The organism is Staphylococcus arlettae, from assembly GCF_025560845.1.
In the GTDB taxonomy this organism is placed as follows: Bacteria; Bacillota; Bacilli; order Staphylococcales; family Staphylococcaceae; genus Staphylococcus; species Staphylococcus arlettae.
Map to the genome: position 1 here is coordinate 572,211 of NZ_CP094803.1, position 25,225 is coordinate 597,435.

Annotated in this window: 26 protein-coding genes and 1 pseudogene; 17 read left to right on the forward strand and 10 right to left on the reverse strand. The window is 32.9% G+C overall.

The genetic code is table 11. The features are described 5' to 3' along the window. Window positions 1-8: 8 nt before the first annotated feature. Genes MUA37_RS02555 through MUA37_RS02565 form a run of 3 tightly spaced genes read left to right on the forward strand, consistent with a single transcriptional unit; the run spans window position 9 to window position 2,422 of the window. A complete protein-coding gene (locus tag MUA37_RS02555) occupies window positions 9-950 on the forward strand; it encodes an osmoprotectant ABC transporter substrate-binding protein (RefSeq protein WP_002510036.1) in 942 nt (313 codons plus the stop codon). A 2-nt stretch (window positions 951-952) separates the two neighbouring features. Further along, complete coding sequence (locus MUA37_RS02560; protein ID WP_262624802.1) at window positions 953-1,648, forward strand: ABC transporter permease; 696 nt, start codon at window positions 953-955, stop codon at window positions 1,646-1,648. A gap of 12 nt (window positions 1,649-1,660) precedes the next feature. After that, window positions 1,661-2,422 carry an alpha/beta hydrolase gene (locus tag MUA37_RS02565; RefSeq protein WP_142019408.1) on the forward strand — a complete coding sequence of 254 codons (762 nt, stop codon included), beginning with the start codon at window positions 1,661-1,663 and terminating at the stop codon, window positions 2,420-2,422. A 164-nt stretch (window positions 2,423-2,586) separates the two neighbouring features. Here MUA37_RS02565 and MUA37_RS02570 read toward each other — a convergent pair whose 3' ends face one another. The 5 genes from MUA37_RS02570 to MUA37_RS02590 form a co-directional block, all read right to left on the reverse strand. Next, a complete protein-coding gene (locus MUA37_RS02570; RefSeq protein WP_135024416.1) occupies window positions 2,587-3,630 on the reverse strand; it encodes an acyl-CoA dehydrogenase family protein in 1,044 nt (347 codons plus the stop codon). A gap of 13 nt (window positions 3,631-3,643) precedes the next feature. Beyond that, on the reverse strand, window positions 3,644-4,408 hold the full coding sequence (locus MUA37_RS02575) for an ABC transporter permease (protein ID WP_107373569.1): 765 nt from the start codon (window positions 4,406-4,408) through the stop codon (window positions 3,644-3,646). A 3-nt stretch (window positions 4,409-4,411) separates the two neighbouring features. Continuing rightward, complete coding sequence (locus MUA37_RS02580; RefSeq protein WP_262624803.1) at window positions 4,412-5,374, reverse strand: ABC transporter substrate-binding protein; 963 nt, start codon at window positions 5,372-5,374, stop codon at window positions 4,412-4,414. Window positions 5,375-5,386: 12 nt separating this feature from the next. After that, window positions 5,387-6,127 (reverse strand): ABC transporter ATP-binding protein, encoded by a 741-nt coding sequence (locus MUA37_RS02585; RefSeq protein WP_002510042.1) that lies wholly within the window; start codon window positions 6,125-6,127, stop codon window positions 5,387-5,389. Between the two features lie 136 nt (window positions 6,128-6,263). Further along, entirely contained in the window at window positions 6,264-6,776 is a 513-nt protein-coding gene (locus tag MUA37_RS02590; protein ID WP_002510043.1) for a DUF4242 domain-containing protein, read from the reverse strand. Between the two features lie 428 nt (window positions 6,777-7,204). On the opposite strand from MUA37_RS02590, the gene MUA37_RS02595 reads away from it, so the two are divergent. The 3 genes from MUA37_RS02595 (at window position 7,205) to MUA37_RS02605 (ending at window position 10,976) form a co-directional block, all read left to right on the forward strand. Further along, the gene (locus tag MUA37_RS02595) at window positions 7,205-8,596 is read left to right on the forward strand and encodes an MFS transporter (RefSeq protein ID WP_262624804.1); all 1,392 of its coding nucleotides are present in this window, start codon (window positions 7,205-7,207) and stop codon (window positions 8,594-8,596) included. A 273-nt stretch (window positions 8,597-8,869) separates the two neighbouring features. Next, the gene (locus MUA37_RS02600; RefSeq protein WP_193325458.1) at window positions 8,870-10,468 is read left to right on the forward strand and encodes a M20/M25/M40 family metallo-hydrolase; all 1,599 of its coding nucleotides are present in this window, start codon (window positions 8,870-8,872) and stop codon (window positions 10,466-10,468) included. Between the two features lie 67 nt (window positions 10,469-10,535). Continuing rightward, window positions 10,536-10,976, forward strand: coding sequence for a DUF805 domain-containing protein (locus MUA37_RS02605; RefSeq protein ID WP_193325457.1), 441 nt, complete (start codon window positions 10,536-10,538; stop codon window positions 10,974-10,976). Between the two features lie 90 nt (window positions 10,977-11,066). Here MUA37_RS02605 and MUA37_RS02610 read toward each other — a convergent pair whose 3' ends face one another. Beyond that, window positions 11,067-11,567 (reverse strand): GNAT family N-acetyltransferase, encoded by a 501-nt coding sequence (locus tag MUA37_RS02610; protein WP_002510047.1) that lies wholly within the window; start codon window positions 11,565-11,567, stop codon window positions 11,067-11,069. Window positions 11,568-11,788: 221 nt separating this feature from the next. Here MUA37_RS02610 and MUA37_RS02615 point away from each other — a divergent pair, with 221 nt between their 5' ends. Continuing rightward, the gene (locus MUA37_RS02615) at window positions 11,789-12,598 is read left to right on the forward strand and encodes a metallophosphoesterase (RefSeq protein WP_262624805.1); all 810 of its coding nucleotides are present in this window, start codon (window positions 11,789-11,791) and stop codon (window positions 12,596-12,598) included. 8 nt (window positions 12,599-12,606) lie between these two features. On the opposite strand, the gene MUA37_RS02620 is transcribed toward MUA37_RS02615, so the two are convergent. Beyond that, window positions 12,607-13,233, reverse strand: a complete 627-nt coding sequence (locus MUA37_RS02620) for a C39 family peptidase (protein WP_193325456.1) — start codon at window positions 13,231-13,233, stop codon at window positions 12,607-12,609. A 167-nt stretch (window positions 13,234-13,400) separates the two neighbouring features. Between MUA37_RS02620 and MUA37_RS02625 the strand changes: the two genes are divergently transcribed. Next, entirely contained in the window at window positions 13,401-13,865 is a 465-nt protein-coding gene (locus MUA37_RS02625) for a GyrI-like domain-containing protein (protein WP_193325455.1), read from the forward strand. Between the two features lie 73 nt (window positions 13,866-13,938). Here the strand turns inward: MUA37_RS02625 and MUA37_RS02630 are convergent, their stop codons facing one another. Beyond that, window positions 13,939-15,141: a putative multidrug effflux MFS transporter TcaB gene (locus MUA37_RS02630; protein ID WP_002510051.1), complete on the reverse strand. Its 1,203-nt coding sequence runs from the start codon at window positions 15,139-15,141 to the stop codon at window positions 13,939-13,941. Window positions 15,142-15,211: 70 nt separating this feature from the next. Continuing rightward, window positions 15,212-16,363, reverse strand: a complete 1,152-nt coding sequence (locus MUA37_RS02635; protein ID WP_262624806.1) for a glycerate kinase — start codon at window positions 16,361-16,363, stop codon at window positions 15,212-15,214. A 211-nt stretch (window positions 16,364-16,574) separates the two neighbouring features. Here MUA37_RS02635 and MUA37_RS02640 point away from each other — a divergent pair, with 211 nt between their 5' ends. Next, the gene (locus MUA37_RS02640) at window positions 16,575-16,958 is read left to right on the forward strand and encodes a GtrA family protein (RefSeq protein WP_002510053.1); all 384 of its coding nucleotides are present in this window, start codon (window positions 16,575-16,577) and stop codon (window positions 16,956-16,958) included. 219 nt (window positions 16,959-17,177) lie between these two features. Next, a complete protein-coding gene (locus MUA37_RS02645) occupies window positions 17,178-18,047 on the forward strand; it encodes a cation diffusion facilitator family transporter (RefSeq protein ID WP_002510054.1) in 870 nt (289 codons plus the stop codon). A 132-nt stretch (window positions 18,048-18,179) separates the two neighbouring features. Here the strand turns inward: MUA37_RS02645 and MUA37_RS02650 are convergent, their stop codons facing one another. Then, window positions 18,180-18,545 (reverse strand): aggregation-promoting factor C-terminal-like domain-containing protein, encoded by a 366-nt coding sequence (locus MUA37_RS02650; protein ID WP_002510055.1) that lies wholly within the window; start codon window positions 18,543-18,545, stop codon window positions 18,180-18,182. Window positions 18,546-18,866: 321 nt separating this feature from the next. Here MUA37_RS02650 and MUA37_RS02655 point away from each other — a divergent pair, with 321 nt between their 5' ends. The 7 genes and pseudogenes from MUA37_RS02655 (at window position 18,867) to MUA37_RS02685 (ending at window position 25,163) form a co-directional block, all read left to right on the forward strand. Further along, window positions 18,867-19,553: a 2,3-diphosphoglycerate-dependent phosphoglycerate mutase gene (locus MUA37_RS02655; RefSeq protein WP_238126113.1), complete on the forward strand. Its 687-nt coding sequence runs from the start codon at window positions 18,867-18,869 to the stop codon at window positions 19,551-19,553. A 336-nt stretch (window positions 19,554-19,889) separates the two neighbouring features. Continuing rightward, on the forward strand, window positions 19,890-21,320 hold the full coding sequence (locus MUA37_RS02660; protein WP_262624807.1) for an MDR family MFS transporter: 1,431 nt from the start codon (window positions 19,890-19,892) through the stop codon (window positions 21,318-21,320). 220 nt (window positions 21,321-21,540) lie between these two features. Then, entirely contained in the window at window positions 21,541-21,888 is a 348-nt protein-coding gene (locus tag MUA37_RS02665; protein ID WP_002510058.1) for an ASCH domain-containing protein, read from the forward strand. A 91-nt stretch (window positions 21,889-21,979) separates the two neighbouring features. After that, the gene (locus MUA37_RS02670; RefSeq protein WP_262624808.1) at window positions 21,980-22,348 is read left to right on the forward strand and encodes a DUF4467 domain-containing protein; all 369 of its coding nucleotides are present in this window, start codon (window positions 21,980-21,982) and stop codon (window positions 22,346-22,348) included. A 27-nt stretch (window positions 22,349-22,375) separates the two neighbouring features. Further along, on the forward strand, window positions 22,376-22,993 hold the full coding sequence (locus tag MUA37_RS02675; protein WP_002510060.1) for a DsbA family protein: 618 nt from the start codon (window positions 22,376-22,378) through the stop codon (window positions 22,991-22,993). Window positions 22,994-23,175: 182 nt separating this feature from the next. Further along, window positions 23,176-24,138, forward strand: a pseudogene (locus MUA37_RS02680) (metal ABC transporter solute-binding protein, Zn/Mn family); the annotation flags it as partial. Between the two features lie 509 nt (window positions 24,139-24,647). Further along, entirely contained in the window at window positions 24,648-25,163 is a 516-nt protein-coding gene (locus MUA37_RS02685; RefSeq protein ID WP_002510063.1) for a YceI family protein, read from the forward strand. Window positions 25,164-25,225: the final 62 nt, after the last annotated feature.

Below are 25,225 nucleotides of genomic sequence, written 5' to 3' on the forward strand. Positions count from 1 at the left end.
TAAACAAAATGAAATACTTGAAAAGAAAGTTATTAATTCTTGTAGCTTGTTTGGTGCTCTTATCTGGATGTAGTTTGCCAGGTTTAGGTGGCGGTAAGTCCAACAGTGACGTTAAGATTACAGCACTAGCTACGAGTGAATCACAAATAATTTCACATATAGTGAGATTGTTAATTGAGCATGATACGAATGGAAAAATTAAACCTACATTAATAAATAATTTAGGATCTAGTACGATTCAACATAATGCATTGGTAAATGGTGATGCGAATATATCTGGGGCACGTTATACAGGAACAGAGTTAACGGGTGCACTTAAAGAAGATCCTATTAAAAATCCAGATAAAGCTATGCAAGCGACACAAGAAGGCTTCCAAAAACAATTTGATCAAACATTTTTTGATTCATATGGCTTTGATAATACTTATGCTTTAATGGTGACTAAAGAAACTGCTGAAAAATATAATTTAGAAACAGTATCAGATTTGAAAAAACATAGTGATAAATTACGTTTAGGTGTCGATAGTTCATGGTTGAAACGTAAAGGTGATGGTTATCCTGCATTTGCAAAAGAATATGGTATTGAATTTAATAATATTAGACCAATGCAAATAGGTTTAGTATATGATGCGTTAGATTCTAACAGATTAGACGTAGCAGTAGGATATTCAACAGATGGACGTGTTGCAGCCTATGACTTAAAAGTATTAAAAGATGATCGACGCTTTTTCCCACCATATGATGCAAGTAGTGTTATGAAAAATGATTTACTGAAAAAATATCCTGAATTAAAACCTACTATGCAAAAATTAGAAGGAAAAATTTCGACAACTAAAATGCAAGAGTTGAATTACAAAGCAGATGGTCAAGGTCAAGAACCTGCAGTTGTAGCGGAAGAATTCTTGAAGGAACATAATTATTTTGAAAATGATAAGAAAGGTGGTAAATAGTCATGAGCGGCAATTTAATCCAACAGTTAATTGAATATTATTCTGTCAATTTTGGTTACTTATGGGAATTATTTATTAAGCATTTATTGATGTCTGTTTATGGTGTCATATTTGCTGCTATCGTTGGAATACCGATAGGGATATTCATTGCACGTTATAGCAAGTTATCATGGCTGATTATATCCATCGCCAACATTATTCAAACAGTACCAGTTATTGCAATGTTAGCCATTTTGATGTTAGTCATGGGTCTAGGCCCTACAACGGTAGTTGTGACAGTATTTTTATATGCGTTACTACCAATTATAAAAAATACTTTCACTGGTATTAGTAATGTCGATGGTAATATAAAAGATGCCGGTAAAGGAATGGGAATGACTCGTAACCAAGTATTACGTATGATTGAACTACCTTTATCTTTATCTGTAATTTTGGGTGGTTTACGTATTGCTTTAGTTGTAGCGATAGGTGTCGTTGCAGTAGGCTCATTTATTGGCGCCCCAACATTAGGAGATATTGTAATAAGAGGTACTAATGCAACAGATGGTACTACGTTTATATTGGCAGGAGCGATTCCAATTGCGTTTATTGCAATTAAAATAGACGTTGTCTTACGATTATTGGAAAAACGCTTAGATCCGTCGAATAGAAAACATAAATTGAAGGATAGTAATCCATTACAAGATGCAAACGCATAGAGAGGTGTTATTATGGCTGTCATGACATTGAATTATCAATCGACAACTATTGGAATGCAACAAAATTTAACTGTGATTTTACCAGAGGACGCAAGCTATTTTGACACGCAAGAACCTGTAAAACGACTACCATCGTTATTACTCTTGCATGGTTTATCTAGCGATGAAACTTCGTATGTACGTTATACCAGTATTGAAAGATATGCGAATGAACATCAATTAGCAATTATTATGCCACGCGCAGATCATAGTGCATATAGCAATATGGCAGCAGGTCATAAATATTATGATTATATATTGGAAGTACATGATTACGTACATCAAATTTTACCTCTCTCTAAAAAACGAGAAGATAATTTTATCGCCGGTCATTCAATGGGAGGTTATGGCACAATCAAATTTGCCCTTACTCAAGGTGAACGTTTCGCCAAAGCAGCCCCATTATCAGCTGTATTTACGGTTCAACATTTACTGGAAATAGATTGGTATGATTTTTCTAGTACAGCTATAATAGGTAGCAATGATGATGTAGTCGGTAGTGATTTAGATGTATATTATTTAGTTGATAATGCACTAGAACAAGGACATCCAATACCAGAGTTATTAATAATGTGTGGTACAGAAGATGCGTTATATGATGATAATATAAAATTTATTAATTATTTAACTCAGCATGGTGTTGATCACCAGTTTGAAAGTGGTACAGGGGAACATGATTATGCCTATTGGGATAGCGCAATAAAGCGTGTTATCGAGTGGTGTATGGTTAAGTAAAGTGGGACAGAAATCTGATTTTGAAAAAATGATTTCGTCGTCCCACCCCGGCAAGGATGACTAGCGTTGAAAAAGCTTGGTTTAAAGCGCATTTTCAATGCAGTCAGCTACTGCCAATATGAAACGAGGCTAGGACAATCAATAGTGTCCTAGCCTCGTTTGATTTAAGCTTGTTGTTTTAATTCTGCTTCTAACTTACCTAAATGTCGTAATGTTGGTGTTAAAGCGGCGAAGAAAAATCCTTCTTTTAATTTACGCGCTTGTGGTGCTTTATGAGAGTATGCACGTGCACCGCCATTGACCATAGAAGCTTGATTAACTTCAAGTAATAAATAACCTGCTTCTTTTTTAATACGGATAATGTCAGCGAAATAAGCAGACAATTCATCTTTATGCGCATGAACAAGCTCATAAAATTCTGTTCTTAATTGTTGGTACTGTGCTTCATAAGCATCAACATCATAATCAAGATATTGATTAATGCCATTTTGCGCAGTAGAAAATTTATGAATCAAGTCAAGTGATGAGCGAATAGATCCTAAGGCAATAGGTATTTGCAATGTCACGAATTGTGGTCTGATTTGTGTAGCAAAAGACTTAGCATCTTTTGTAATGATATGTTTCTCTGGGATGATGACATCGTCAAATTGAATAGTATAAGTTGCAGAGCCATTGACACCTAAGAAATTAGACATTTCTGTTAACTTAATGCCTTCTTGGTTGGCACGAACAATAAACATTACTAATTCTTCACCGTCTTGAGCTTTCGAAATTGCTCCAAAATAATGGTCGTCTCCAATATTACTGACCGCTGGTAACTTTCCATTAACATATAATGTACCATCTATATAATAGTGGTTTAAATTAAAAGCTTCTAAGTCGTTAAAAGATTTCATTGGATTAGATAAGCCAGTTGCACCTAAAATTTCGCCATTTAATAGTTTGTTTTGTAACTCAGTGTTTAAATAGTTTGTGGATGCATGTTGTAAGTAGGTGGAAAATGCTAATTCACACCATAAACAAAAACCTGTAGTTAAACATGAGTTTGAAACTTGTTCAATTGTAAGTAAGTTTTTTTCGATATCTTGTTTTGAAAAATGGTTTTCTTTAAATAAATCCTGAATAAAATCTTTGGCATAGTGAGACCCGTCATCAATTTCTACTAAATAAGGATCTAATTTGTTTGCTATTAATGTATTTAACGTCATAATTTTAACACTCCTAATTTTCTCCAAATCGTTTTAAAATATATGTTTCTAAATATGTGATTAAGCGGTCTATAATAAAGCCAAATAAACCAATAAAGAAAATAGCTGATAATACATCTTCTAAATTCAGCATATTTCGAGCATCGACAATTAAAAATCCTAAGCCCGATTGTGCACCAATCATTTCACCGGAAACTAAGAAGATCCAACTGGTTCCAACTGCCATGTGTATTCCACCCATAATGTGTTTAAAAGCACCGGGGAATAAAATATTTCTATAAAGTGACCATCCAGTTAAATTCAAATTAGACGCTATTTTTAAATATTGTGGTTCCACACCTTTTACTCCTTTGATGGTATTAAAGGTAATAGGGAAAAACGCAGCAATAAAAATAATAGCCATCGCTGGCAAACTTCCTATGCCAAACCACAACACTACGAATGGTGACCATGCGATTGGTGAAATTGGACGTATTAGTTGAAAGATTGGTTCAATTGCAGTATAAAAAAACTGACTTCTACCGAGTAGAAAACCAATAGGTATCCCGACAATAATAGCTAAAATGAATCCTACAGCAAAGCGGAATAAACTAATACCTAAATGACTAAAGATTTCACCAGTGAATATAAAGTTTATAATACTTTTGCCAACAAGTAGTGGCCCAGGTAATAAAATGGGTTGGTAATCTCCAATCCATATAATACATTGCCAAATAAATAATAATAGGATAACCGATCCTATTGGAAGGGTGTATCTTTTTACAATATTAAAAGCCACAGCTTACCCCTCCTTATATAATGATGAATCGACAAATGATTTGTACGAAGGCGCTGTAAATAATTTATGTTCTTGTACTAACTCAGTAATTTTCTGATAGCCATCTTCTTCAATTGTTAAATCGCCGTAAGATGTCCATTCTGCAGATTGTGCCAATACTTTGTCATCTTGTTTAAAGTGTTTAGACATAACGTCGACACTTTTACTTTTGTCAGTCATTTGGTAACCTGCTTTTTTATAATCAGTCATAAATTGTTGAGCGACATCGTGCTGGTTATTAATTAAATCTTCACGTAAAACAAGGGCACAACAATAGGCATCAGGTATAATTTCACTACCATGTTTAAGTGTATGTCCTTTACCTAGTTTTTCTCCTAATGCACCAAAGGGTTCAGCTACAGAATAACCTGCAATGCGGTTTTCATTTAAAGCAGCAGGCATTTCTGCGGGAGCCATTTCATGATAGTCAAATGTATTATGGTCTAGTTTCAATTGTTTGCGCATTTCTTCTAACAACAGATAGTGTGCAGAATAGCGGTGCGGTATAGCAAAACTATAGTTATTATGGTTGTGTAAATCTTCTACACTTTTACCTTTTTGTCCCATAATGACGTTACCTTCATGATGTCCTAAGGCAGCAGCTTTAATAGGGCTACCTTTTTGTTTTGATTTCATAGCTAATTCGATTAAAGTTGATGCACCATCTATACGACCGCTATTTAAAGCATCCATCAAATCTGGCCAATTATTAAATCTAACTAATTCTAAGTTGTAATTGCCATTACTACGCGATTCTAATACTTTTTTCGTCATCATTAAATTAGCTGCATGTGTAATGGGTAGATAACCGATTTTTATAGTTTTTTTATCTGCTTGGTGATTTGAGCGTTCATTAGATGTGTTGTTATTGCTACACCCAGAAATCAATATAAGAAGTACCAACATACTATACAAAAGTTTTTTCATAGGTGACACTCCTTAGATAAAATATTCCGGCTCAGCCATATGATGATTCAACGCGAAAGTCTCCATAATATTATTCCTAATTTGTAATAAATGACTATCATTACGATTACGAGGATGAGATTGGGAAATACTGTATTGATTAATAATTTCACAACCATCACCGAGTAAGATGACTTCATCAGATAAATAGATAGCTTCATCAATATCATGAGTAACTAAAATAATAGTAGCAGTCGTGTGTTCAGATAATTGGATAAGTTGATCTTGTAAGTTATAGCGAGTAAAAGCATCTAAAGCTCCCAGTGGTTCGTCCATTAATATGGCATCTGGTTGATGAACTTGTGCACGACATAAGGCTACACGTTGTTTCATTCCTCCTGATAATTCTTCAGGGAATAAATGTCCCTTATCTTTTAAATCTACATTAGATAAATATTTGTTGATGTCTTCATCACTCAGCGAGTAACTTAAACCTAACCTGATATTGTCATTGATATTTTTCCAAGGTAATAAATTATGGTGTTGAAAAATCATTAAGCAATCTGGTGAAGGCTCAGACTTTAAGTTGTTATTAATGAGGACCTCACCGTTAGTAGGGGAAAGGAAGCCACCGATAATATTTAGTAACGTGGACTTTCCGCAACCACTTTTTCCTATGAAGCTAACAATTTTCCCTTTATCAATAGAATAGTCAAAATCATTAATTACTTGATGGTCTCCAAACTTATGTTGGATGTTATTAATTTGAATCACTACAACACCTCTATTAATCATATCGTTTTAGTAGGCTTTTGTTATAACAAAGGGAGCGAGATTGAAATTATATAACTTAATTTCATATGCTCGCCCCCATTTAGGGTTTTATAAGTCTACAAGCTTATTTTATAATTTATAATTTTTCAATATCATCGATAGGTGTATCGACAGCTTTTCTAGCGCGTCTTACCGCATCTTCATCAGGTGCGTCATATAGACAGATACATTTTGACATATCTTCGCAGACATAAGTACGTTGGAATTGTACTTCTGGTACTTCTTCATAATGTACTGAATTTTTCTTTTTACGTGCTAAATATTGATCCATTGTAACGCCTTCTGGAATATTCCAAGTTACAAGATAGTCAACTTTAGCATCGCCTTGTTTAATCTCATCTAATTCCTTGCCGACTAAGCGTACTTCTTTAGTTAGTGAGATAGGTACTTCAGCTTGTTCTAAAAAGTCTTTAGCTTCATTTTCGTCGTTAGCTTCGACGATAAAATAAGCGTGTGTAAGATCTTCTGTTGCTTGTACTTCTATTAAAGTTGGAATTGAATTAGTTGATAATGATTGTGCTTTATTTTCTAGTTCGCTTTTAGTTGCAGCGAAAGATAAGTCATTAGATTCTAATAAATATAAAGTCATTTGAATTGCCTCCTAGTAAAATGATAAGGCTATAATATAATAAAACCTATCGAAATACAAGGGATTATAACAAGAATTAACTAAATTTTAAGAAAATTTAGAACAAAATTAATCTATGTTTAAAGTGTCTTATAAATAAAAATTGGCTTGCTATAAAGCTTGTTAAAACTAGGTGTTAATCACTGAAAGATATATATATAAAATGTTAGATAAAATTTTTTTCTTAGCGTTTTAAAAATTTTAGTGGTATCGTGTTTAAATGAACTATTTTAAATAAAGGGGGATATATTTATTTGAATGGTTCGAATACTCGGATTAGAGTATTTTATGAGGTTTTTGAGATAGCTATAGACTTTTTTAATGGCAGTTAAAAGGGTGTACAACTATTTTGAAAATCTTTCTAATTGAATATTAGGAGGAACAAGCACATGGATTCATCACAAACCTTTAAGGGAGATAATAGACTTCTCTTGGGGATTTTTTTAGCTGTTATTACATTCTGGCTCTTTGCGCAATCGCTCGTGAATATAGTGCCAGATCTAGAGTCATCGTACCACACGAACTATGGCACTATAAATGTTGCAGTTAGTTTAACGGCATTATTGTGTGGTTTGTTTGTAGTTGGAGCAGGAGGATTAGCAGACAGATATGGCAGAATGAAAATGCTGTATATTGGACTAATTATGAGCATTATTGGCTCGCTGTTGATCATTATACCTGGCTTCACTACGTTGTTAGTATTAGGTAGAGGGATTCAAGGTTTATCTGCTGCCTTTATCATGCCCTCGACATTAGCTGTTATTAATGAGTATTATATCGGAACTGACAGACAGCGTGCCTTAAGTTATTGGTCAATTGGCTCTTGGGGTGGCGGTGGCATTTGTTCTTTTTTAGGTGGGGCAATGTCAACATTTGTAGGATGGCGATCTATATTTATCGTATCAATAATAGTTACAATAGCTGCGATACTATTAATCAGACATACACCTGAAACAAAGGCACCAGTGACAGAACAATCGAAAAATGCAAAATTTGATATTGTTGGATTGATTATTTTGATTATTGCAATGTTAAGTATTAATTTAATTATTACGCAATCATCAGATTATGGTCTGTTGTCGCCATTTATTATGACTTTAATAGCTATATTTATTATTTCGTTAGTGGTGTTCATTATATTTGAAAGTAAAAAAACGAACCCACTTATTGATTTTCGAGTGTTTAAACATAAAGCTTATAGTGGTGCAACGATTTCAAACTTTATGTTGAATGCAGTAGCAGGTACTTTAATCGTTGCTAATACTTACTTCCAATCAGGATTACATTTTAGTTCGTTCCAATCAGGAGCTATGAGTATTGCTTACTTAGTATCGGTATTATTAATGATTCGTGTTGGTGAAAAACTGTTACAAGAAATTGGAGCGAAACGGCCAATGTTAATTGGTGCAGCGCTAAATGCTAGCGGTATTTTGCTAATTTCTCTCACTTTTTTACCAACAGCAGTGTACATCGTGTCATGTATTATAGGTTATCTATTGTTCGGACTAGGCCTTGGCATGTATGCAACACCTTCAACAGATACAGCGGTATCTACTTCATCTGAAGATAAAGTAGGCGTAGCATCAGGAATTTACAAAATGGCATCTTCTTTAGGAAATTCTTTTGGTGTTGCTATATCAGCTACGATATTCGGTGTAGTATCAGCAACTACTAACTTACATGTAGGGGCAATGTTTGGACTGTTTTTTAATTTGGCATTAGCCATTATTGCTTTTATAGCGATTTTAATTTTAGTACCTAAACATCAATTTAATAATTAATATTAATAGTAAGTACTACTTATTATAATTGAGGAGGCTGGGACAATATTGATTTGTCCTAGCCTTTTTTCATATTGGCAGTAGCTGACTGCATTGAAAATGCGCTTTAAACCAAGCTTGTTTCAACGCTAGTCATCCTTGCCGGGGTGGGACGACGAAATCATTTTTCCAAAATCATATTTCTGTCCCACTCCCTTCTCTATTTATTGCTAATTACTTGTGCAACGTATTATAATCTTATAAAAGCGCTTTCTTATAGGAGGATAGGATTATATGCAATTATTATGGCAAACATACGAAGCAAGAGAAAATTTGTTAAAGCAATTAGTGCAACAGCAGACAATAACAAACACACCCGGAGAAAAAACATTTGCACGTTTTGTTGAATCATTATTACTTAAATTAACATATTTTAATCAACATCGAGAGTTAATCCAACATAGTGTCACTGAAGATGATAAAGAGTTACTTACTGCGCTATACCGTGGACAAAATAGTAATAAAACGATTGTGTTACTTAGTCATTTTGATACGGTAGGAGTGGATGATTATGCAACACATCATCAATATGCATTTAATCCAGACAAACTACAAGAAGTATTTCATGCACATCCTAACTATTTAGATGACCAAGCTCAAACAGATTTGCAATCTGATGAATTTTTATTCGGTAGAGGTGTAATGGATATGAAAGCAGGACTCATGCTCCATATGTCATTACTTGAAAAAGCATCAATGGAGCAATGGGATGTAAACTTATTATTAGTAACTGTGCCTGATGAAGAAGTGAATTCTTCTGGCATGCGTAAAGCAATCCATACTATTGCAGAGTATCAACAACAATACGATCTTGATATTCAATTACATTTAAATAGCGAGCCGACTTTTCAGCAATTAGATAATGATCTAACGCATTATGTATATTCTGGCTCTATAGGAAAAATCATGCCAGGCGTGTTGTGTTTTGGGAAAGAAACACATGTAGGTAATCCTTTAGAGGGATTAAGTTCTAATTTTATATTAAGTTATATTACACAGTCGATTGAATACAATGCTAGATTTAAAGAAAAGTTTGAACACGAGACAACGCCCTTACCATTATCAATCACTAATAAAGATATAAAAGAGAATTATGACGTGCAAACGCCATTTAGATCATATGCTTTATACAATATGTTTTTATTTCAACAAACACCGGCGACACTATACCAAACGTTTTTAGATGTAGTTATTAAAGCGGTGGAACGTTGTGAAAATGATTGGCTGAATATTTTAGAACTAGAAAATCAATCATTTGAGTCAAAAATTAATGTACTTACATTTGAACAGTTAAACAATTATGTAGTTGCACAACATGGAGAGGAGAAAGTATCACAAATTATCCAACATGTATTAGATACGACACCTTCATTGCACATGCAAAGTATTGCTATTGCAGATGAACTGATCAAACTTTGTCGTGAAATAACGCCTGCGGTTGTTACGTTTTTTGCGCCACCATTTTATCCAGCAGTCAATTCTTCCGAGAATACGTTAGTGCAAGGTATTGTGGAGACCGTTAAAGAGACCTCTCGAACACAATTTAATAGAGATAGTCAATTAGTGCACTATTTTAATGGCATTAGTGATTCAAGTTATGTGCAATTAAATAATCATTTAGATGAAATGACAATATTTAGTAAAAATGCGCCTAGCTTCAATCGTACTTATACCATTCCTTTTGATAAAATAGCTGAAATTAGTGCCCCTGTTATTTTGTGTGGTCCTATAGGTAAAGATGCGCATAAAGTTGGCGAACGTGTTTATAAGAAAAGTGCATTTGAGGAATTGCCAATAATATTAGAAACTATTATAAAGAAACATTTTGTATAAATAATTGTGAAATTGACAACACTTACGTTATATTAATTAATATAGATAGATATTGGAGTGTTGGATAATGGTAGAGGCATATACAGATTTTTGGAAAAGGTATATAGATTTTAAAAGCAAATCAAATAGAACAGAATTTTGGGTACCAGTGCTCGTACATATTCTAGTTATTTTTATTTTGTCATTAATTGGAGTCATAACTTTTGTGACAGGATTACTGGTAATAGCTATTATTATTTTTAGTGTTATTGCTTTGTTTTTATTAGCCAACATTGTACCGATGATAGCTATAACTATGAGACGATTTTATGATGCTGGACGTAAACGTATGACAGCACTCATGTTAATTTTAATTACGTTAATAGGGGATATTATCTTTGATATTATCCAGATAGATAGTTTGGCCATTTTAATGAATATTATTACTTTAATTTCTACAATTATTTTAATTGTTATTACGTTACTACCAACTAAACCTAATCCTGAAGCACAATTGAAATGGATTTAACACTACACACGTATAGTAAAAGACCTTGAATAATCAAATGATTGATTGTTCAAGGCCTTTTTATGTTGAGTTAATTAGACGAAATAGCGATTAATTTTCATGTTCCATACGGTAAAAATCCATGCGAATTTCATTATATGTTTTACCGAAGTAGATGGGGCTCGTATGCTTTGTTGTTTTAAAACCAATTTGCTCATAAAAGGCTATGGCATTATCATTTTCTTCAACAACCCATAAGGTCATATTATCAGGATATGAAAGTTCCAAAGCACGTTGTGTCAAAGCAAAACCAATTAAATGATTTTGATATTCTTCTAATAAATAAAGGGCATAAATTTGACTCCAGTCATCGTTATCATTAACTTCTTGAGTTTTGCCATAAGCAATAAACCCAACTACTTCATTATTAACGATTGCCACAAGCGTAGGGACATCTTGTAATGCGGATTTTTTAATAAATTGATCTTTGTTAAGATTTTCTAAGTAATTATTAACAGCGATATCTTCGTATGTTTCTATCCAACTTTGGTAATGGACTAACGCCTTACTCTGTTTATCAGATTCTTCGAGCGCTCTAATTGTAAATTCCATAAGAGTCCCCCCTTTTTGATTGGTGAATAATTTCATTTATTATAGCATTTTTCTACTTCTAAGATTAACTAAAACCACTCTGAATAAGGAAGGATTTTTACCTTTAAAGTGGAGTAAAGGTCACAAAGAGGATTGAGTAAGCGAGTAAGTCCGAATGATTAAGATAAAAAGCTATTTATGTCATAATTAAAAATATATGATAAATAAATAGAGGGATAGTTATGAAAATTGGTGTGACTTCAGATTTACATATAGATAGAAGCAAGCGCTATACACCTGAAGACTTTGAACGACATTTATGTAATAGTGTACAAAGCCAACGTATAGACGTCTTATTAATTGCTGGTGATATTTCAAATAATTATCAACTTAGTGCACAGTTTATAACGACCATAAAAACAAAGTTACAAATTACTGTGTTATTTGTGCCTGGTAATCATGATTTTTGGACTCAATCAGGTGACTTAGCATCATTAGAAATACTTGATTATTATATGGCAATGCAAGAATGTTTAATTGGGCAACCGTACATTATTAATGACGAATGGGCAATCGTTGGCAATACGGGTTGGTATGATTATAGTTACGCTGATAGTAGGTTCTCACTAGAACGCATTGAACAAAGAAAATACATTGGTGCGACTTGGCAAGATAAGGAACGGATTAATTGGCCAATTCATGATAGAAAAATGTCAGATATAGCGGTCAGACAAATTACTAAAGATATTCAACAAGTGGCTGACAAAAAACTAATATTAATGACGCACATAGTAACGCATAATAATTTTGCGGTACCTATGCCGCATCGTATATTTGATTATTTCAATGCATTTATTGGTACTTCAGATTTTGATCAAATCTATGATCGATATCCAATTCACTATAGCATTATGGGACACGTACATTTTCGTAATCATTTTGAAGAACAAGGTACGACTTATATATGTCCTTGCTTGGGATATGAACGTCAATGGCGAACTACAGATCTTGCTAGGGAAATTACGCAATCATTGTATACGTTTAATATTTAAGTAATATATTATTTTGCGTTTGTAGCAGGATAGTTTAAATAAAAACTCATTCGACCTGGTGCATTAAAACTTTTTTCCATACGTGCTTTCGAAATTTTTAGTAATTGAAATTTATTAGGAACTAAAGCAGGTAATATGATAGCCTTACCAAAATGTGACCACAGTGGGTCTATATAGTAATAATGAGTGTCGTCATAGCCAACTAACACTGTAGTGTGAATATTAGAGACGATTTTGGTAGGTCTATTTTCAAATTTAAACGTACGCATAATTGGTCTCTTACCTAAAACAGTATGGTATATCACTACAGGTTGGCCTTGAGTTATAACACGTTCTAATGAGTGTAATGATTGTCCTGTGCTATCTTCAATGTGCGCATTAAATTGTTGAAGGTGAGGGACAAAGGCAGTAGGAAATATTGTTTGATGGTAACCAAATTTAATACCTATTTGGTGACCTACATAGCCTTTATAAGGATTGTTAGGATGTTTAGGCCAACTTTTCATAATATCTGTAGCTTTGATAGGATAATCATTATATTGGAGAATCATTGCAGCACAGACACCTTCGCAACCCATAATCATTGGTATGGGGAATAATTGACTAATCGGTGTAACATTCAAAATTTTTGTCATGTATGTTCACTCCTGTATGACACAATATATTAATATGTTAATTATTATAGCTTGCATTGTACAAAAGGGGTAGTATAGCGTTTTAACTTGATGCGAATTGTATATGTACCTGTACCCGGGTGAGTAGATTTGGTATGCTGTCACAAAAGAGAGATGGGGTGTTAATAGTGGATTATCGTATTGACAAAACAGAAAAAATGACAATTGTTGGTTTGAAGAGAAAGTATGCAACTGGTCAAAAAGCAAAAGAACATATTTATAAGTTTTGGTTGGATTTTGATGCGCAACAATATAAAACTACACTCACTTTATTAAATAACAACTATTTTGCAGGGATTTTGGGTGTTTGTATGCCACAAAATAATGGTGAGATGCATTATTTAATTGGCGTTACTACCGATGATGAAAATAACAATTTCGATGCAATAGAGTTACAGGCAGGACGCTACCTTGTGTTTGAAGCAAAGGGTCCAGTTCCAGAATCGATTCATAACGCAATGCAACATATAAATAAAACACTTCTACCATCATTGGATTATAAATTACGAGAAGCACCATTTTTTGAATATTATCGTGACGGCAATACAGCCGAAGATAGCTATATTACTGAATTATGGTTACCAATAGAATAGCTACAAAAAAACTAGTCTGGTAAGATGCTGTTCCAGACTAGTTTTTATTATGTTCATATTAAATAGTGGTATATTACTTGCTCTGAAGCGGTCTATTAAACTTGAGGGCTACTTCAAGCACAATAATAATGACAGAAGTAATAATTAAAATATATAAGTATGGTGTAACGCTATATTGACCTTGTAGTCCTACTAAAGGCGAAATTGCGCCCCCTAAAATAAATTGGAAGAGACCTAGTAAACTAGAGGCATTACCACTTCCTCCAGTACGTGACTCCATAGCTAAAGCAAAGCTAAGAGGACCAATGCCTGTAACAGGACAAACATTTAAGAAGAAACCAATCACTACGACCCATAACGGTAAATGTACCACTAAGGCAAAGACTATAATAACAACGCCTATGATTTGTATAGCTGTCAAAATAAGTAATAAAACGTAGCGATTCATATATTCGACTAATTTAGCCGTAAGTTGACTCATAATAATTAAACCCACACCATTAATAGCAAATAAAACACTAAATTGCTGAGGTGTCATATCATAGATTTTTTGTGTTATAAAAGGCGCTGCAGCTGAAAAGCTAAAGAGCATAATGTAGGTTAATCCTTGTAATAACATAGGAAGAATAAATCTTGGCTTCTTAAATAACTGGCCAAAGTCCTTGAAAATAGCACCAAAATTTAATCGTTTGTTAGCTACTGATTGTGTTTCTGTCATTTTAATAGTAGCTAATACTAAAATAATTAAGCTGATAACAGTTAGAACAGCAAAAATACCTTGCCAAGTAGTGACGCTTAAAGTATAACCACCAATTAATGGTGCTAAAATTGTAATAATACCGTTCACTACTAACAATGATGCTAGACCTTTAGCTAAGGTTGCACCTTGGTAACGATCACCAACTGAAGCTTTAGCAATAACAATGGCGCCACCACCTGTTAAACCTTGAATAAAGCGTAACAATAAGAACAGGGGCATTATTGTAGTAAATATTGCGATAAATGAAGCGATGATATAAATTGCGATAATAATAAGTGCCACTTTTTTACGGCCAAAAGCATCAGACAGAGGTCCGAAGATAAATTGACCAATGGCTAAACCAATCATAGCAAAGGATAACGTGAGTTGTACTTGAGAGGTTGTGGAACCAAAGTCATTTTGCACGCTTGGTAAAGATGGCACATACATATCTATAGTTAAAGGACCAAAAGTAGTCATTATGCCCAAAACAATAAGCATCATTAAAGGGAAAGGGCGTTTAATGTGGTTGTCCATTGAAAGATCTCCTTTATATTTCATTCAATAATTCATTATAACCCCTGTTATATGGTTTGTAACTAGCAGATTAGAACTTTTCCGTGAGCGTTATAACTCTTGCAATGTTTTCAGCAGTCTTTTCGATATTGAGCACACCATTTTTTAAAGCGGTAAGTAAATCATGAGGTTGTTGCAATATATTAAATACTGCATCAATACCATGCTGATACACAGCTTCATAGCCCTCACCAAGACTACCAGAGAGTGCTATTACTGGAATATTATATTTTTTAGCAAGCTGTGCTACGCCTATAGGTGTTTTACCATAAATAGTTTGATGATCTATTTTACCTTCTCCAGTAATAACTAGGTCTGCACCTTGGAGATGTGTATCAAATTTTGTTTCCGTTAATACAACATCAATACCTTTTTTTAGTGTTGTATGACAAAACGCCAATAACCCTGTCCCTAAACCTCCTGCAGCTCCTGCTCCTGCAATATCTTTAACTGATATATTGAGTTGTACTTCTATTTGATTATGATAATGGGCTAATGCTTTATCTAATTGTTGAACCATCTGAACATTAGCTCCTTTTTGCCGACCGTATATCACACTTGCTCCTTGAGAGCCAAGTAATGGATTTGTTACGTCACATGCTACTTCAAAAGAAACATGGGCGAGGCGTGAATCGAGTTTTGATAAATCAATAGTAGCCAAACGCAATAAATCAGCCCCTCCTGCTTGTAACGGTTGCTGCTGTGCATCTAAAAATTGAACACCTAGTGCAGAAAGCATACCTGTGCCACCGTCATTAGTAGCACTACCACCAATGCCTAAAATAATACGTTCAGCACCTTGGTCTAATGCACTTTTAATTAGCTGTCCCGTACCGTATGTTGTAGTAATTAGTGGATTACGTTCAGTTGTTGATACTAAATCTAGTCCGGAAGCTGCAGCCATTTCAATAACAGCAGTGTTAGTCGTAGCAGAAAAACCATACTGTGCTTGAATTGGACGTTGTAACGGGTCGAGTACCGTAGTTGAAACGTAGCTAGCATTCAAAGCATGCATGAGTGCATCAGTAGTACCTTCACCGCCATCAGCCATTGGGATTAATTCGTAATGGGTATCGTGTGGAAAAATTTTCGACATACCTTGTTGAACTGCTTGAGCAGCTTGCATAGCAGACATACTTTCTTTAAATGAATCTGGTGCGATAATAACCTTCGAAATAGTCATCTTAATACCTCCAGCAAATGTTAATGTGTTAATAATTTTTTTATCTTATTATGAAACTATATGTGAGTAAAACGGTTACAATAAGTTTAACTATATTATTACAATAATCATTGAAATAAAAAAATATAGTGCCTGTAAAAATGTAGGCGCAAAATTAAGTGATGTGTTAAAGTATGATTGTTATATATTGCATGACTAAAGGAGTACGTAAATGAATTTAACAAAAACACAATATGAAATATTAAAGTTTATTATAGTGGGTGGTATTAATACTTTAAATTATTACATTATTTATTTGTTATTATTGAAATTAATTGGTGTGAACTACTTAGTTAGTCACATCTCAGGTTTTGTTATTAGTTTTATAATTTCATATTATCTTAATTGTTACTTTGTTTATAAAGTACAACCAACTTGGAAAAAATTTATACAGTTTCCACTAACTCAAGTAGTTAACATGGGTATGCAGACTTTATTATTATATATATTCGTACAATGGTTTAATATTTCTTCTGTGATTGCGCCATTTGCAGGTTTAATTATTACTATTCCTGTAACATTCATATTATCTAAATATATTTTGAGAGATGCTTAATTTTATTGTGCCTGGTAATAAATTAATTTGATTTACTGTATGTATTAAATTTCAGAAAGCCTAAATTATTGTTGTAATCTATAGTGAAATAGAAATTTAGGAGAGACGAACCCTTTTTTTAGATAAAAAATATTAATTAATTTTAGAATTTAAAACGTTGTAAAATAGAATTGAATCGGTCATAATTGTATTTCAGTTGAATTAAGGTGGTCTTGAAAAATGAATCAAAGTAACCAATTAAAGCTAGCACAGCGGGGAGCATACCTCAGTTTAATTATTTATATCATTTTATCTATCGCTAAATTTTTCGTAGGAACAATTTATGATTCGGCAGCAGTACGTGCGGATAGTTTAAATAATATGACTGATATTATTGTATCTATTGCCGTTATTGTTGGCTTGAAAATTTCAATCAAACCTGCGGATAGTAATCATCCTTATGGGCACTTGAAATCAGAAAATATTGCAACATTATTAGTTTCTTTCGTAATTATGTTTGTAGGTATTCAAGTTGTTATTGAAAATTTACCGCGAATTTTTATAAAAGAACATCCTACGCCGAACATTATAACTATTTATGTCAGTATGATTAGTGGTATCATCATGTTTATCGTTTATTATATTAATCAAAGATTAGCTAAATATACTAATAGTAGCTCCCTAAATTCTGCAGCAAAAGACAATTTGTCTGATGCATTAGTCAGTATTGGTACAGCTATTGGGTTAATTTTTACACAAATTGGTATGCCAATCGTCGATACTATTTTGGCCACAATACTTGGTCTGCTAATTATTTATACTGGTTTTGGAATTTTTAAAGAATCTATTTTTGCTTTAAGTGATGGTTTTAATGAGCGTGAATTAACAGCATTTAAAAATTATATTTTAGAAGTAGATGATGTTATAGATGTGCAATCTATTAAAGGACGGTATTATGGCAGCAGTATTTTCGTAGATGTGACGATAGTCGTTGAGTCCAATTTAACGTTAGAAGAAGCGCATCATATATGTGATGCTGTTGAACAACATATGCATAATAAGGGTGTCTCATCTATTTATGTACATCCCGAACCAGCTTCTATACAGTGATTACTTTGTTAATAACTTTTGAACTATAGCGTTTAGGAATAATATGACGAGCACTGTCAGGCATAAAAAAAGGCTATTCCATTTAAATATGGAATAGCCTTTTTTTATGTGTAAGTTATAGGTTTCTATAACTTACCACCAACCATTTGCTTCACGGAAATCAATTGCTGCATCAATAGAACCATAGCGTTCCTCAGCGTAATTAATCATACCTTTAGTTTGTGTTTCTACTGAGCCAGTTCCCCAGTCTTCTTTAGTTTGACCAAGTCCTTTGTATCCTAACTCATTTACAGCATTTGGATCTCCACCAGATTCAGGTAAGACAACTTTTTCCCATAGTTCTGGTGTGCCTCCAGCTTCGATAAATTCTTGATATACAGCGTCAGTAGATTGTTGTGTTGTTTCAGCGGCATCGGCAGAATTAATATTTGCACTAGCACCCACGCCTGCTGCTGTAATAGATAATGTGGCAAATGAAGCAATTAAAAACTTTTTCATGATAAAAAATCCTCCTAATTATTCGTGTTATTCATTGCGATACAATATAATATTTCATCTTGTTTGCTAATTACTTTTCGAATTAATGATTAATACTATAACATCTAAATTTAAGGTATAGGTTACAACGAGATAAAAAAACGAGCGACTTTATGACTAAAATAAGACATTTATTTCAAAACAACGTGTAATTTGTTACAATTATTTTGTGATTTACAGTTTTGAGTCACTGTAAAATACATACTTGGGCATATATGAACGATGAAAAATTTATATTATAAAATTGCAATATTTTGAAAATAAATGAAAGAAGTGATTAACATGCCAAAATTAATATTATGTCGTCACGGTCAAAGTGAATGGAATGCTAAAAATTTATTCACTGGCTGGGCTGATGTAGATTTGTCAGAGCAAGGCAAACAAGAAGCAATTACCTCAGGACAAAAATTGAAAAGACAAGAAATAGAAATAGATATTGTTTATACTTCTTTGCTAAAAAGAGCTATTAATACAACATATTATTTATTAGAACAATCTGATCAACTGTATATTCCAGTTGTAAAATCGTGGCGTCTTAATGAGCGTCATTATGGAGGACTTCAAGGGTTAAACAAAGATGACGCTCGTAAGCAATATGGTGAACAGCAAGTTCATTTATGGCGACGTTCATATGATGTTAAGCCGCCCGAACAAAATTCGAAACAGCGGCAAAGTTATTTAGAAGATAGAAAATATGCTCATATTGACCGGAGAGTTATGCCAGAAGGTGAAAGTTTAAAAGATACACTTGACCGTGTTATTCCGTATTGGAGCGACCAAGTATCACAACAACTCTTAGCTAATAAAACAGTGCTCGTGTCAGCACATGGCAATTCTCTGAGAGCGTTAATTATGTTCTTAGAAAATGTGTCTCCAGAAGATATAGTTGGATATGAAATTAAAACAGGTGCGCCATTAATTTACGATTTAAAAGAGGATTTAACAGTAATAGATAAATATTATTTATAATGAATAAAGACAATGTATGTTATTAATATAAAAAGCATTCAAATCGTGTATAGTCGAGTTGAATGCTTTTTTCGTATTTACCTTCTCTAAAACTCAAACTATTTAACCGTGGTAGGACAAATGAAGAAAGAATTAAACCATATGACACTGTTACTAACAAAATACATAATAATTTTAAAAACATATAATCGTGATTTTTGAAATAATAATAAATTTAATACTATTTTTAAATATTTTTACTATCCAATCAAGAAAAATATATGTATAATGTGACGTTGCAGTCGAAAATAAAAGAATACATTTTATCCATATAGAATGAATGATGAGGAGATAAATATGTCACATAAAAATAAATTAATTATGATTATTACAATGCTGTTTGGTGGTTTCTTTGGTTTGTTAAATGAAACATTATTAACCACAGCATTACCAAGTATTATGAAATCATTTGATATAGGGTACACACAAGTACAGTGGTTGACTACGGCCTTTCTATTAACTAATGGTGTAGTCATACCTCTATCAGCGATGTTTATTCAAAGATATAGTACGAGACAAGTATTTCTAGTCGCAATTTCAATCTTCTTTATAGGTACAGTTATAGCTGGATTTAGTCCTAATTTTACGGTGCTATTAATTGCGAGAATTGTACAAGCTATGGGTTCTGGTATAATGATGCCACTTATGATGACGACAATTTTAGATGTCTTCGAACCTCATGAACGCGGTAAGTATATGGGGACATTTGGGTTAGTTATTGGTTTAGCACCAGCAATAGGTCCTACATTGTCCGGTTACTTAGTAGAATATTTTGATTGGAGATCATTATTCCATGTAGTTGCTCCAATTGCAGCGTTAACGTTTATAGCTGCGTTAAAATTTGTGCATAATGTAGGAACAAATATCAAATCACGTATTGATGTCTTATCGATTATTATGTCAGTGCTCGGTTTTGGTGGTTTATTGTACGGTACAAGTTCAATTTCTAGAGATGGATTTCAAGACCCTATAGTTTTGACGACGATAATTGGTGGAGCAATTTTAGTAGCACTATTTGTTTATAGACAAACAAAACTAGAGTCTCCATTATTAGATTTCTCGGTATTTAAAAATAGTCAATTTGCTGTAGGTATTATTATTATGGCCTTTACAATGATTTCCATGATTGGATCTGAAACGGTATTGCCTATGTTTGTACAAAATATTATGCAAGAAAGTGCATTGCAATCTGGCTTGATTTTATTACCAGGGGCAATTGTTATGGCAATTATGTCCATTATTTCTGGAATGTTATATGAAAAATATGGTGCAAAAATTTTAGCTTTCATTGGTATGTTAATAGTAGTTATTACAACGTCATTCTTTGTCTTTATGGATGGAGAAACGTCAACAGCGGCATTAGCAACTGTATACGGTATCCGTATGATTGGTATTGCTTTAGGTTTAATGCCATTAATGACACATACTATGAATCAATTGTCACATGAAATGAATGCACACGGTTCATCAATGACTAATACAGTACAACAAATTTCAGCTTCTATTGGTACAGCTGGACTGATTACTATTATGAGTCATATAGCCAACAAGTTTGAACCGAATATGGCAGATTATCAAAGAATGAATAAGCAAGAAATGACTTTACAAATACAACATGATGCCTTACTTAATGGTTATCATGCTGCCTTTTGGTTTTCGGTGTCAATTTCAATTATTAGTTTGATTTGCGTCTTTTTCTTGAAAGGTAAGACCAAAAAACACGCATAAAAGTATTATAACTAACACATAGTAGCACTATGTATGTAAACAGCTGATTCTATACTTGGTGTATAGTAATTCAGCTGTTTTTAATATAGACAATAAATTGCTAACAAAGAATAAAGGGAACAACTATTCAAGCACTGTAAAATAATAGTATAATGTAGACTAATTAGGATAAGAGTATGTATCATAAATAAACAGAAGAAAAGTAATTTGGAGGTAAGCTATGGAACACAGGATGCAATTACAAGATAAACCATTTCAATTAATTAAACAAAAAACAAAAACGATCGAAGTACGGTTACATGATGAAAAAAGACAACAAGTGACTGGTAATGATATTATTATTTTTACTAATATAGATAAACCACAAGAAACATTGAAGGTTAAGGTGATGGAAACTGTTGAATTTCCATCATTTCAAGCGCTATTCAATCAATATTCAAATATTGAGGTAGGTGCAGATGAAGATGCACAGCTCTCACAGAAATTAGCGGCGATATATCAAATATATAATCAACGCGATGAGTTAGAGCATGGTGTGTTAGCGATTAGTATTAGATTAATTAAGTAGCGTAATTGGTATAGCTAATTCGAATTATGGTTATGAGATACAGATGAACAAACAATAACTAAATAATAGTGAACTTTTAGGAGCGATCTAAATGAAAAAACGAATGATAGTATCAATTATTATTGTCGGTGTATTGTTAGCGGGGTGTAGTAGTGGGAAATATGCGGATAAAATTGATAAAGCAGTATCAGCACAAAAAGATTATCAGGCTGATTTAGCTGAGCAACGACATGGTGATGTTGATAAAAAATTTGATCAAAAAGAAGCAAATATTTATGTCTATGATAAAGGGAAATATATTACTATCGCATATAAACCGCTAAAAAAAGATGCAGAAGTACATTACTATACGTACCGTGTGAACAATGATAAAGCACAATATTTAGCAGATTTTAATTCTAAAGGGTATGCTGAAATACATGAACCAGATTATAAAGAAGAAAATATGAATTTGAATTAGTGAATACAACAAGATAATGGAGGAACTATGAAAAAATATCTAAGTATTTTACTACTTATAAGTGTCGCTATGCTTATAGTTGTCGGCTGTAGTAATAAAGATGATGTGCACAAAGATGACCAATATTCCAAAGATGGAAAGGTGAAAATGATAGTGTATGGAGACTTTAAGTGCCCATATTGTAAAAAAGTAGAGACGAAAATCATGCCTAAAATAGAACAACAATATATTGATAAAGGTTTAGTGGATTACCAATTTATTAATATGGCTTTTTTAGGTAGTGATTCTATTATCGGTTCACGTGCAGGGCATGCAGTACAACTGATTGCACCCAAACATTATTCTGATTTTCAAAAAGCAATGTATGCACAGCAACCTAAATCTGAGGACAATTGGATTACTGAAAAAGTTGTAGATAATCAAATAGACACATTGGATATTACTAATAACAAAAAAGAACAAATCAAAAAAAGTTATAAAACAAAGAATAGTAAAGCATGGCAAGCCGCCAACAAAGACAAAAAACTAAGTGAAGAGCGCCACATTGAGACTGCACCAACCGTTTTTATTGGTGGTGAAAAAGTCGAAGATCCTTATAAATTTAAAAACTATAAACAACTCATTGAGAAGTACTCAAAAAAATAACTTTATTGTGAATAACAAATAACCCGCAACTTATTCGAAAATTGGCTAATACATTATTATGTGTATTAGTCTTTTTTGTATTGAAAAAATAAATCGTAACAATTACTAAAAAACTATTGTAATTATGGCGGTAGGGATATATAATATTAAATCGTAAAGATTACTATTTACAGGAGGGTATTATGAAAAAGATTACATATATGCTTATAATGATAGGCGCTTTGATGATTGTATTAGCTGCTTGTAGTAGTGCTTCATCAACTGATAAAAAAAGCGAAAAACTTACTATTAATACAACGGTTTTTCCATTAAAATCGTTCACAGAACAAATTGGTGGTAAACATGTAGAAGTTAAATCAATTTACCCAACAGGGACTGATTTACATAGTTACGAACCAACACAAAAAGACTTAATGGAAGCAACTAAAGCGGATTTATTTATTTATACTGGGGACGACTTAGACCCTGTTGCTAAAAAAGTAGCAAAGACAATTAAAGATAATGATAAAAAGTTATCCTTACAAAAAGATTTGAAAAAGTCAGAGCTATTAACTGATCAACATGAGCATGAAGCACATGAATCGCATGATGATCATCACAAACATGAACATGAAGAACATCAACACGGTACGTATGATCCACATGTGTGGTTAGATCCAAAGTTAAATGAACAATTTATTAAGTCAATCAAAGAACAATTAATAGAAAAAGATCCATCACATAAAGAAACTTACGAAAAAAATTATAAAAAATTACAAGCAGATCTTGAACAATTAGACCAACAACTAACAAAATTGACAAAAGATAAACAAGGGAAAACATTGTATATTTCACATGAATCAATGGGCTACTTGGCAGAACGTTACGGCTTTGAACAAAAAGGTGTACAAAATATGAGTGCTGAAGACCCATCACAAAAAGATTTAACAAACATGGTTAAAGCGATAAACAAAGCGAACGTTAAATACATTTTGTATGAAGATAATGTTTCTACAAAAGTTACAGATACTATTCGCAAAGAAACAGATGCAAAGCCAGTTAAGTTTTATAATATGGAATCACTAAATAAACAACAAGAACAAGATAATAAGGTGACATACCAACAATTAATGAACAAAAATATCAAAAATATTGAAAAAGCGCTAAGCTATTAATACCTTACAATCAAAAAGTAATAAATAACAGACGCAATCTATTGCATGGGAAAGGCTGGGACATAATTAATTTGTCCCAGCCTCATTATATTTGCAGTTATTTGGGCTGACTCCGGTGGGAAAAGCACTAGCCGAGGACTACAGGCTAAGGCAGTGCCCACAGAAAGCGAGCAAAAAAATTGCCAACATTAATTTCACATTGTCAGAGATAACTGAAATGAAAAGGCGCTTTAAAATGAAGTTTTCACTTCTAGCATGGGATGATACAAACCATTTAATAAAGTTAAATTTCGGTTACTCCCTGTTTTGTCGGCAGTTTAATACAGAGAAACTACAAATTTTTTGTTGTAAAAATAGTTAAGAAAATAATAATTTTTTTAGCAAAATGATTAGTAAAAGAACTTAATGGGAAGATGAAAAGAAGAAGTTTGAGTTTATTACTTGATATATTTATTATATTTGGTATACTAAATATATCATAAAATTTGGAGGTAGAAAGCATGGCAAAATTAAATTTTGATAAAGCACATTCTGCAGTAGAATTTTCTATTAAACACTTAGTAATCTCAAATATTAAAGGACGTTTCCAAGATTTCGATATTCAAGCTGAAGGTGATACAAATGATTTAAGTTCATTAAAAGCATCAGTTGTAATTCAAGCTAATTCAATTGATACAGGAGTAGAAGATAGAGATAATCATTTACGTACTAATGATTTCTTCGATATTGAAAATCACCCTGAAATAAAATTCGAAACGACATCAGTAAGTAACAATGAAATTACTGGTAACTTAACAATTAAAGGACAAACACACGAAGAAACTTTTAATGTTGAATTCCCAGGTGTAAGTAAAAACCCAATGAACGGTGCACAAACAGTTGGTGTTGTTGTTACAGGTAAAGTGGATCGTGAAAAATATGGTATGACATTTAACCAAGCACTTGAAACTGGTGGCGTAATGATTGGTAAAGAAGTTAAATTTGAAGTCAGCGCAGAATTTGCAGTAGAAGAATAAAAGAAACATATTCATAATAAATAAGGCCACACTCAATTGTCCATATATTGAGTGTGGCCTTA

What these genes read in the sequence shown, in the direction of transcription:
- MUA37_RS02685 (WP_002510063.1), top strand. Translation starts at nt 24,648, where the DNA reads ATGGCAAAATTAAATTTTGATAAAGCACATTCTGCAGTAGAATTTTCT.
- MUA37_RS02635 (WP_262624806.1), bottom strand. Translation starts at nt 16,363, where the DNA reads ATGACTATTTCGAAGGTTATTATCGCACCAGATTCATTTAAAGAAAGT.
- MUA37_RS02565 (WP_142019408.1), top strand. Translation starts at nt 1,661, where the DNA reads ATGGCTGTCATGACATTGAATTATCAATCGACAACTATTGGAATGCAA.
- MUA37_RS02580 (WP_262624803.1), bottom strand. Translation starts at nt 5,374, where the DNA reads ATGAAAAAACTTTTGTATAGTATGTTGGTACTTCTTATATTGATTTCT.
- MUA37_RS02555 (WP_002510036.1), top strand. Translation starts at nt 9, where the DNA reads ATGAAATACTTGAAAAGAAAGTTATTAATTCTTGTAGCTTGTTTGGTG.
- MUA37_RS02640 (WP_002510053.1), top strand. Translation starts at nt 16,575, where the DNA reads ATGAATTTAACAAAAACACAATATGAAATATTAAAGTTTATTATAGTG.
- MUA37_RS02560 (WP_262624802.1), top strand. Translation starts at nt 953, where the DNA reads ATGAGCGGCAATTTAATCCAACAGTTAATTGAATATTATTCTGTCAAT.
- MUA37_RS02660 (WP_262624807.1), top strand. Translation starts at nt 19,890, where the DNA reads ATGTCACATAAAAATAAATTAATTATGATTATTACAATGCTGTTTGGT.
- MUA37_RS02675 (WP_002510060.1), top strand. Translation starts at nt 22,376, where the DNA reads ATGAAAAAATATCTAAGTATTTTACTACTTATAAGTGTCGCTATGCTT.
- MUA37_RS02670 (WP_262624808.1), top strand. Translation starts at nt 21,980, where the DNA reads ATGAAAAAACGAATGATAGTATCAATTATTATTGTCGGTGTATTGTTA.
- MUA37_RS02630 (WP_002510051.1), bottom strand. Translation starts at nt 15,141, where the DNA reads ATGGACAACCACATTAAACGCCCTTTCCCTTTAATGATGCTTATTGTT.
- MUA37_RS02610 (WP_002510047.1), bottom strand. Translation starts at nt 11,567, where the DNA reads ATGGAATTTACAATTAGAGCGCTCGAAGAATCTGATAAACAGAGTAAG.
- MUA37_RS02605 (WP_193325457.1), top strand. Translation starts at nt 10,536, where the DNA reads ATGGTAGAGGCATATACAGATTTTTGGAAAAGGTATATAGATTTTAAA.
- MUA37_RS02655 (WP_238126113.1), top strand. Translation starts at nt 18,867, where the DNA reads ATGCCAAAATTAATATTATGTCGTCACGGTCAAAGTGAATGGAATGCT.
- MUA37_RS02615 (WP_262624805.1), top strand. Translation starts at nt 11,789, where the DNA reads ATGAAAATTGGTGTGACTTCAGATTTACATATAGATAGAAGCAAGCGC.
- MUA37_RS02600 (WP_193325458.1), top strand. Translation starts at nt 8,870, where the DNA reads ATGCAATTATTATGGCAAACATACGAAGCAAGAGAAAATTTGTTAAAG.
- MUA37_RS02665 (WP_002510058.1), top strand. Translation starts at nt 21,541, where the DNA reads ATGGAACACAGGATGCAATTACAAGATAAACCATTTCAATTAATTAAA.
- MUA37_RS02570 (WP_135024416.1), bottom strand. Translation starts at nt 3,630, where the DNA reads ATGACGTTAAATACATTAATAGCAAACAAATTAGATCCTTATTTAGTA.
- MUA37_RS02645 (WP_002510054.1), top strand. Translation starts at nt 17,178, where the DNA reads ATGAATCAAAGTAACCAATTAAAGCTAGCACAGCGGGGAGCATACCTC.
- MUA37_RS02650 (WP_002510055.1), bottom strand. Translation starts at nt 18,545, where the DNA reads ATGAAAAAGTTTTTAATTGCTTCATTTGCCACATTATCTATTACAGCA.
- MUA37_RS02590 (WP_002510043.1), bottom strand. Translation starts at nt 6,776, where the DNA reads ATGACTTTATATTTATTAGAATCTAATGACTTATCTTTCGCTGCAACT.
- MUA37_RS02620 (WP_193325456.1), bottom strand. Translation starts at nt 13,233, where the DNA reads ATGACAAAAATTTTGAATGTTACACCGATTAGTCAATTATTCCCCATA.
- MUA37_RS02595 (WP_262624804.1), top strand. Translation starts at nt 7,205, where the DNA reads ATGGATTCATCACAAACCTTTAAGGGAGATAATAGACTTCTCTTGGGG.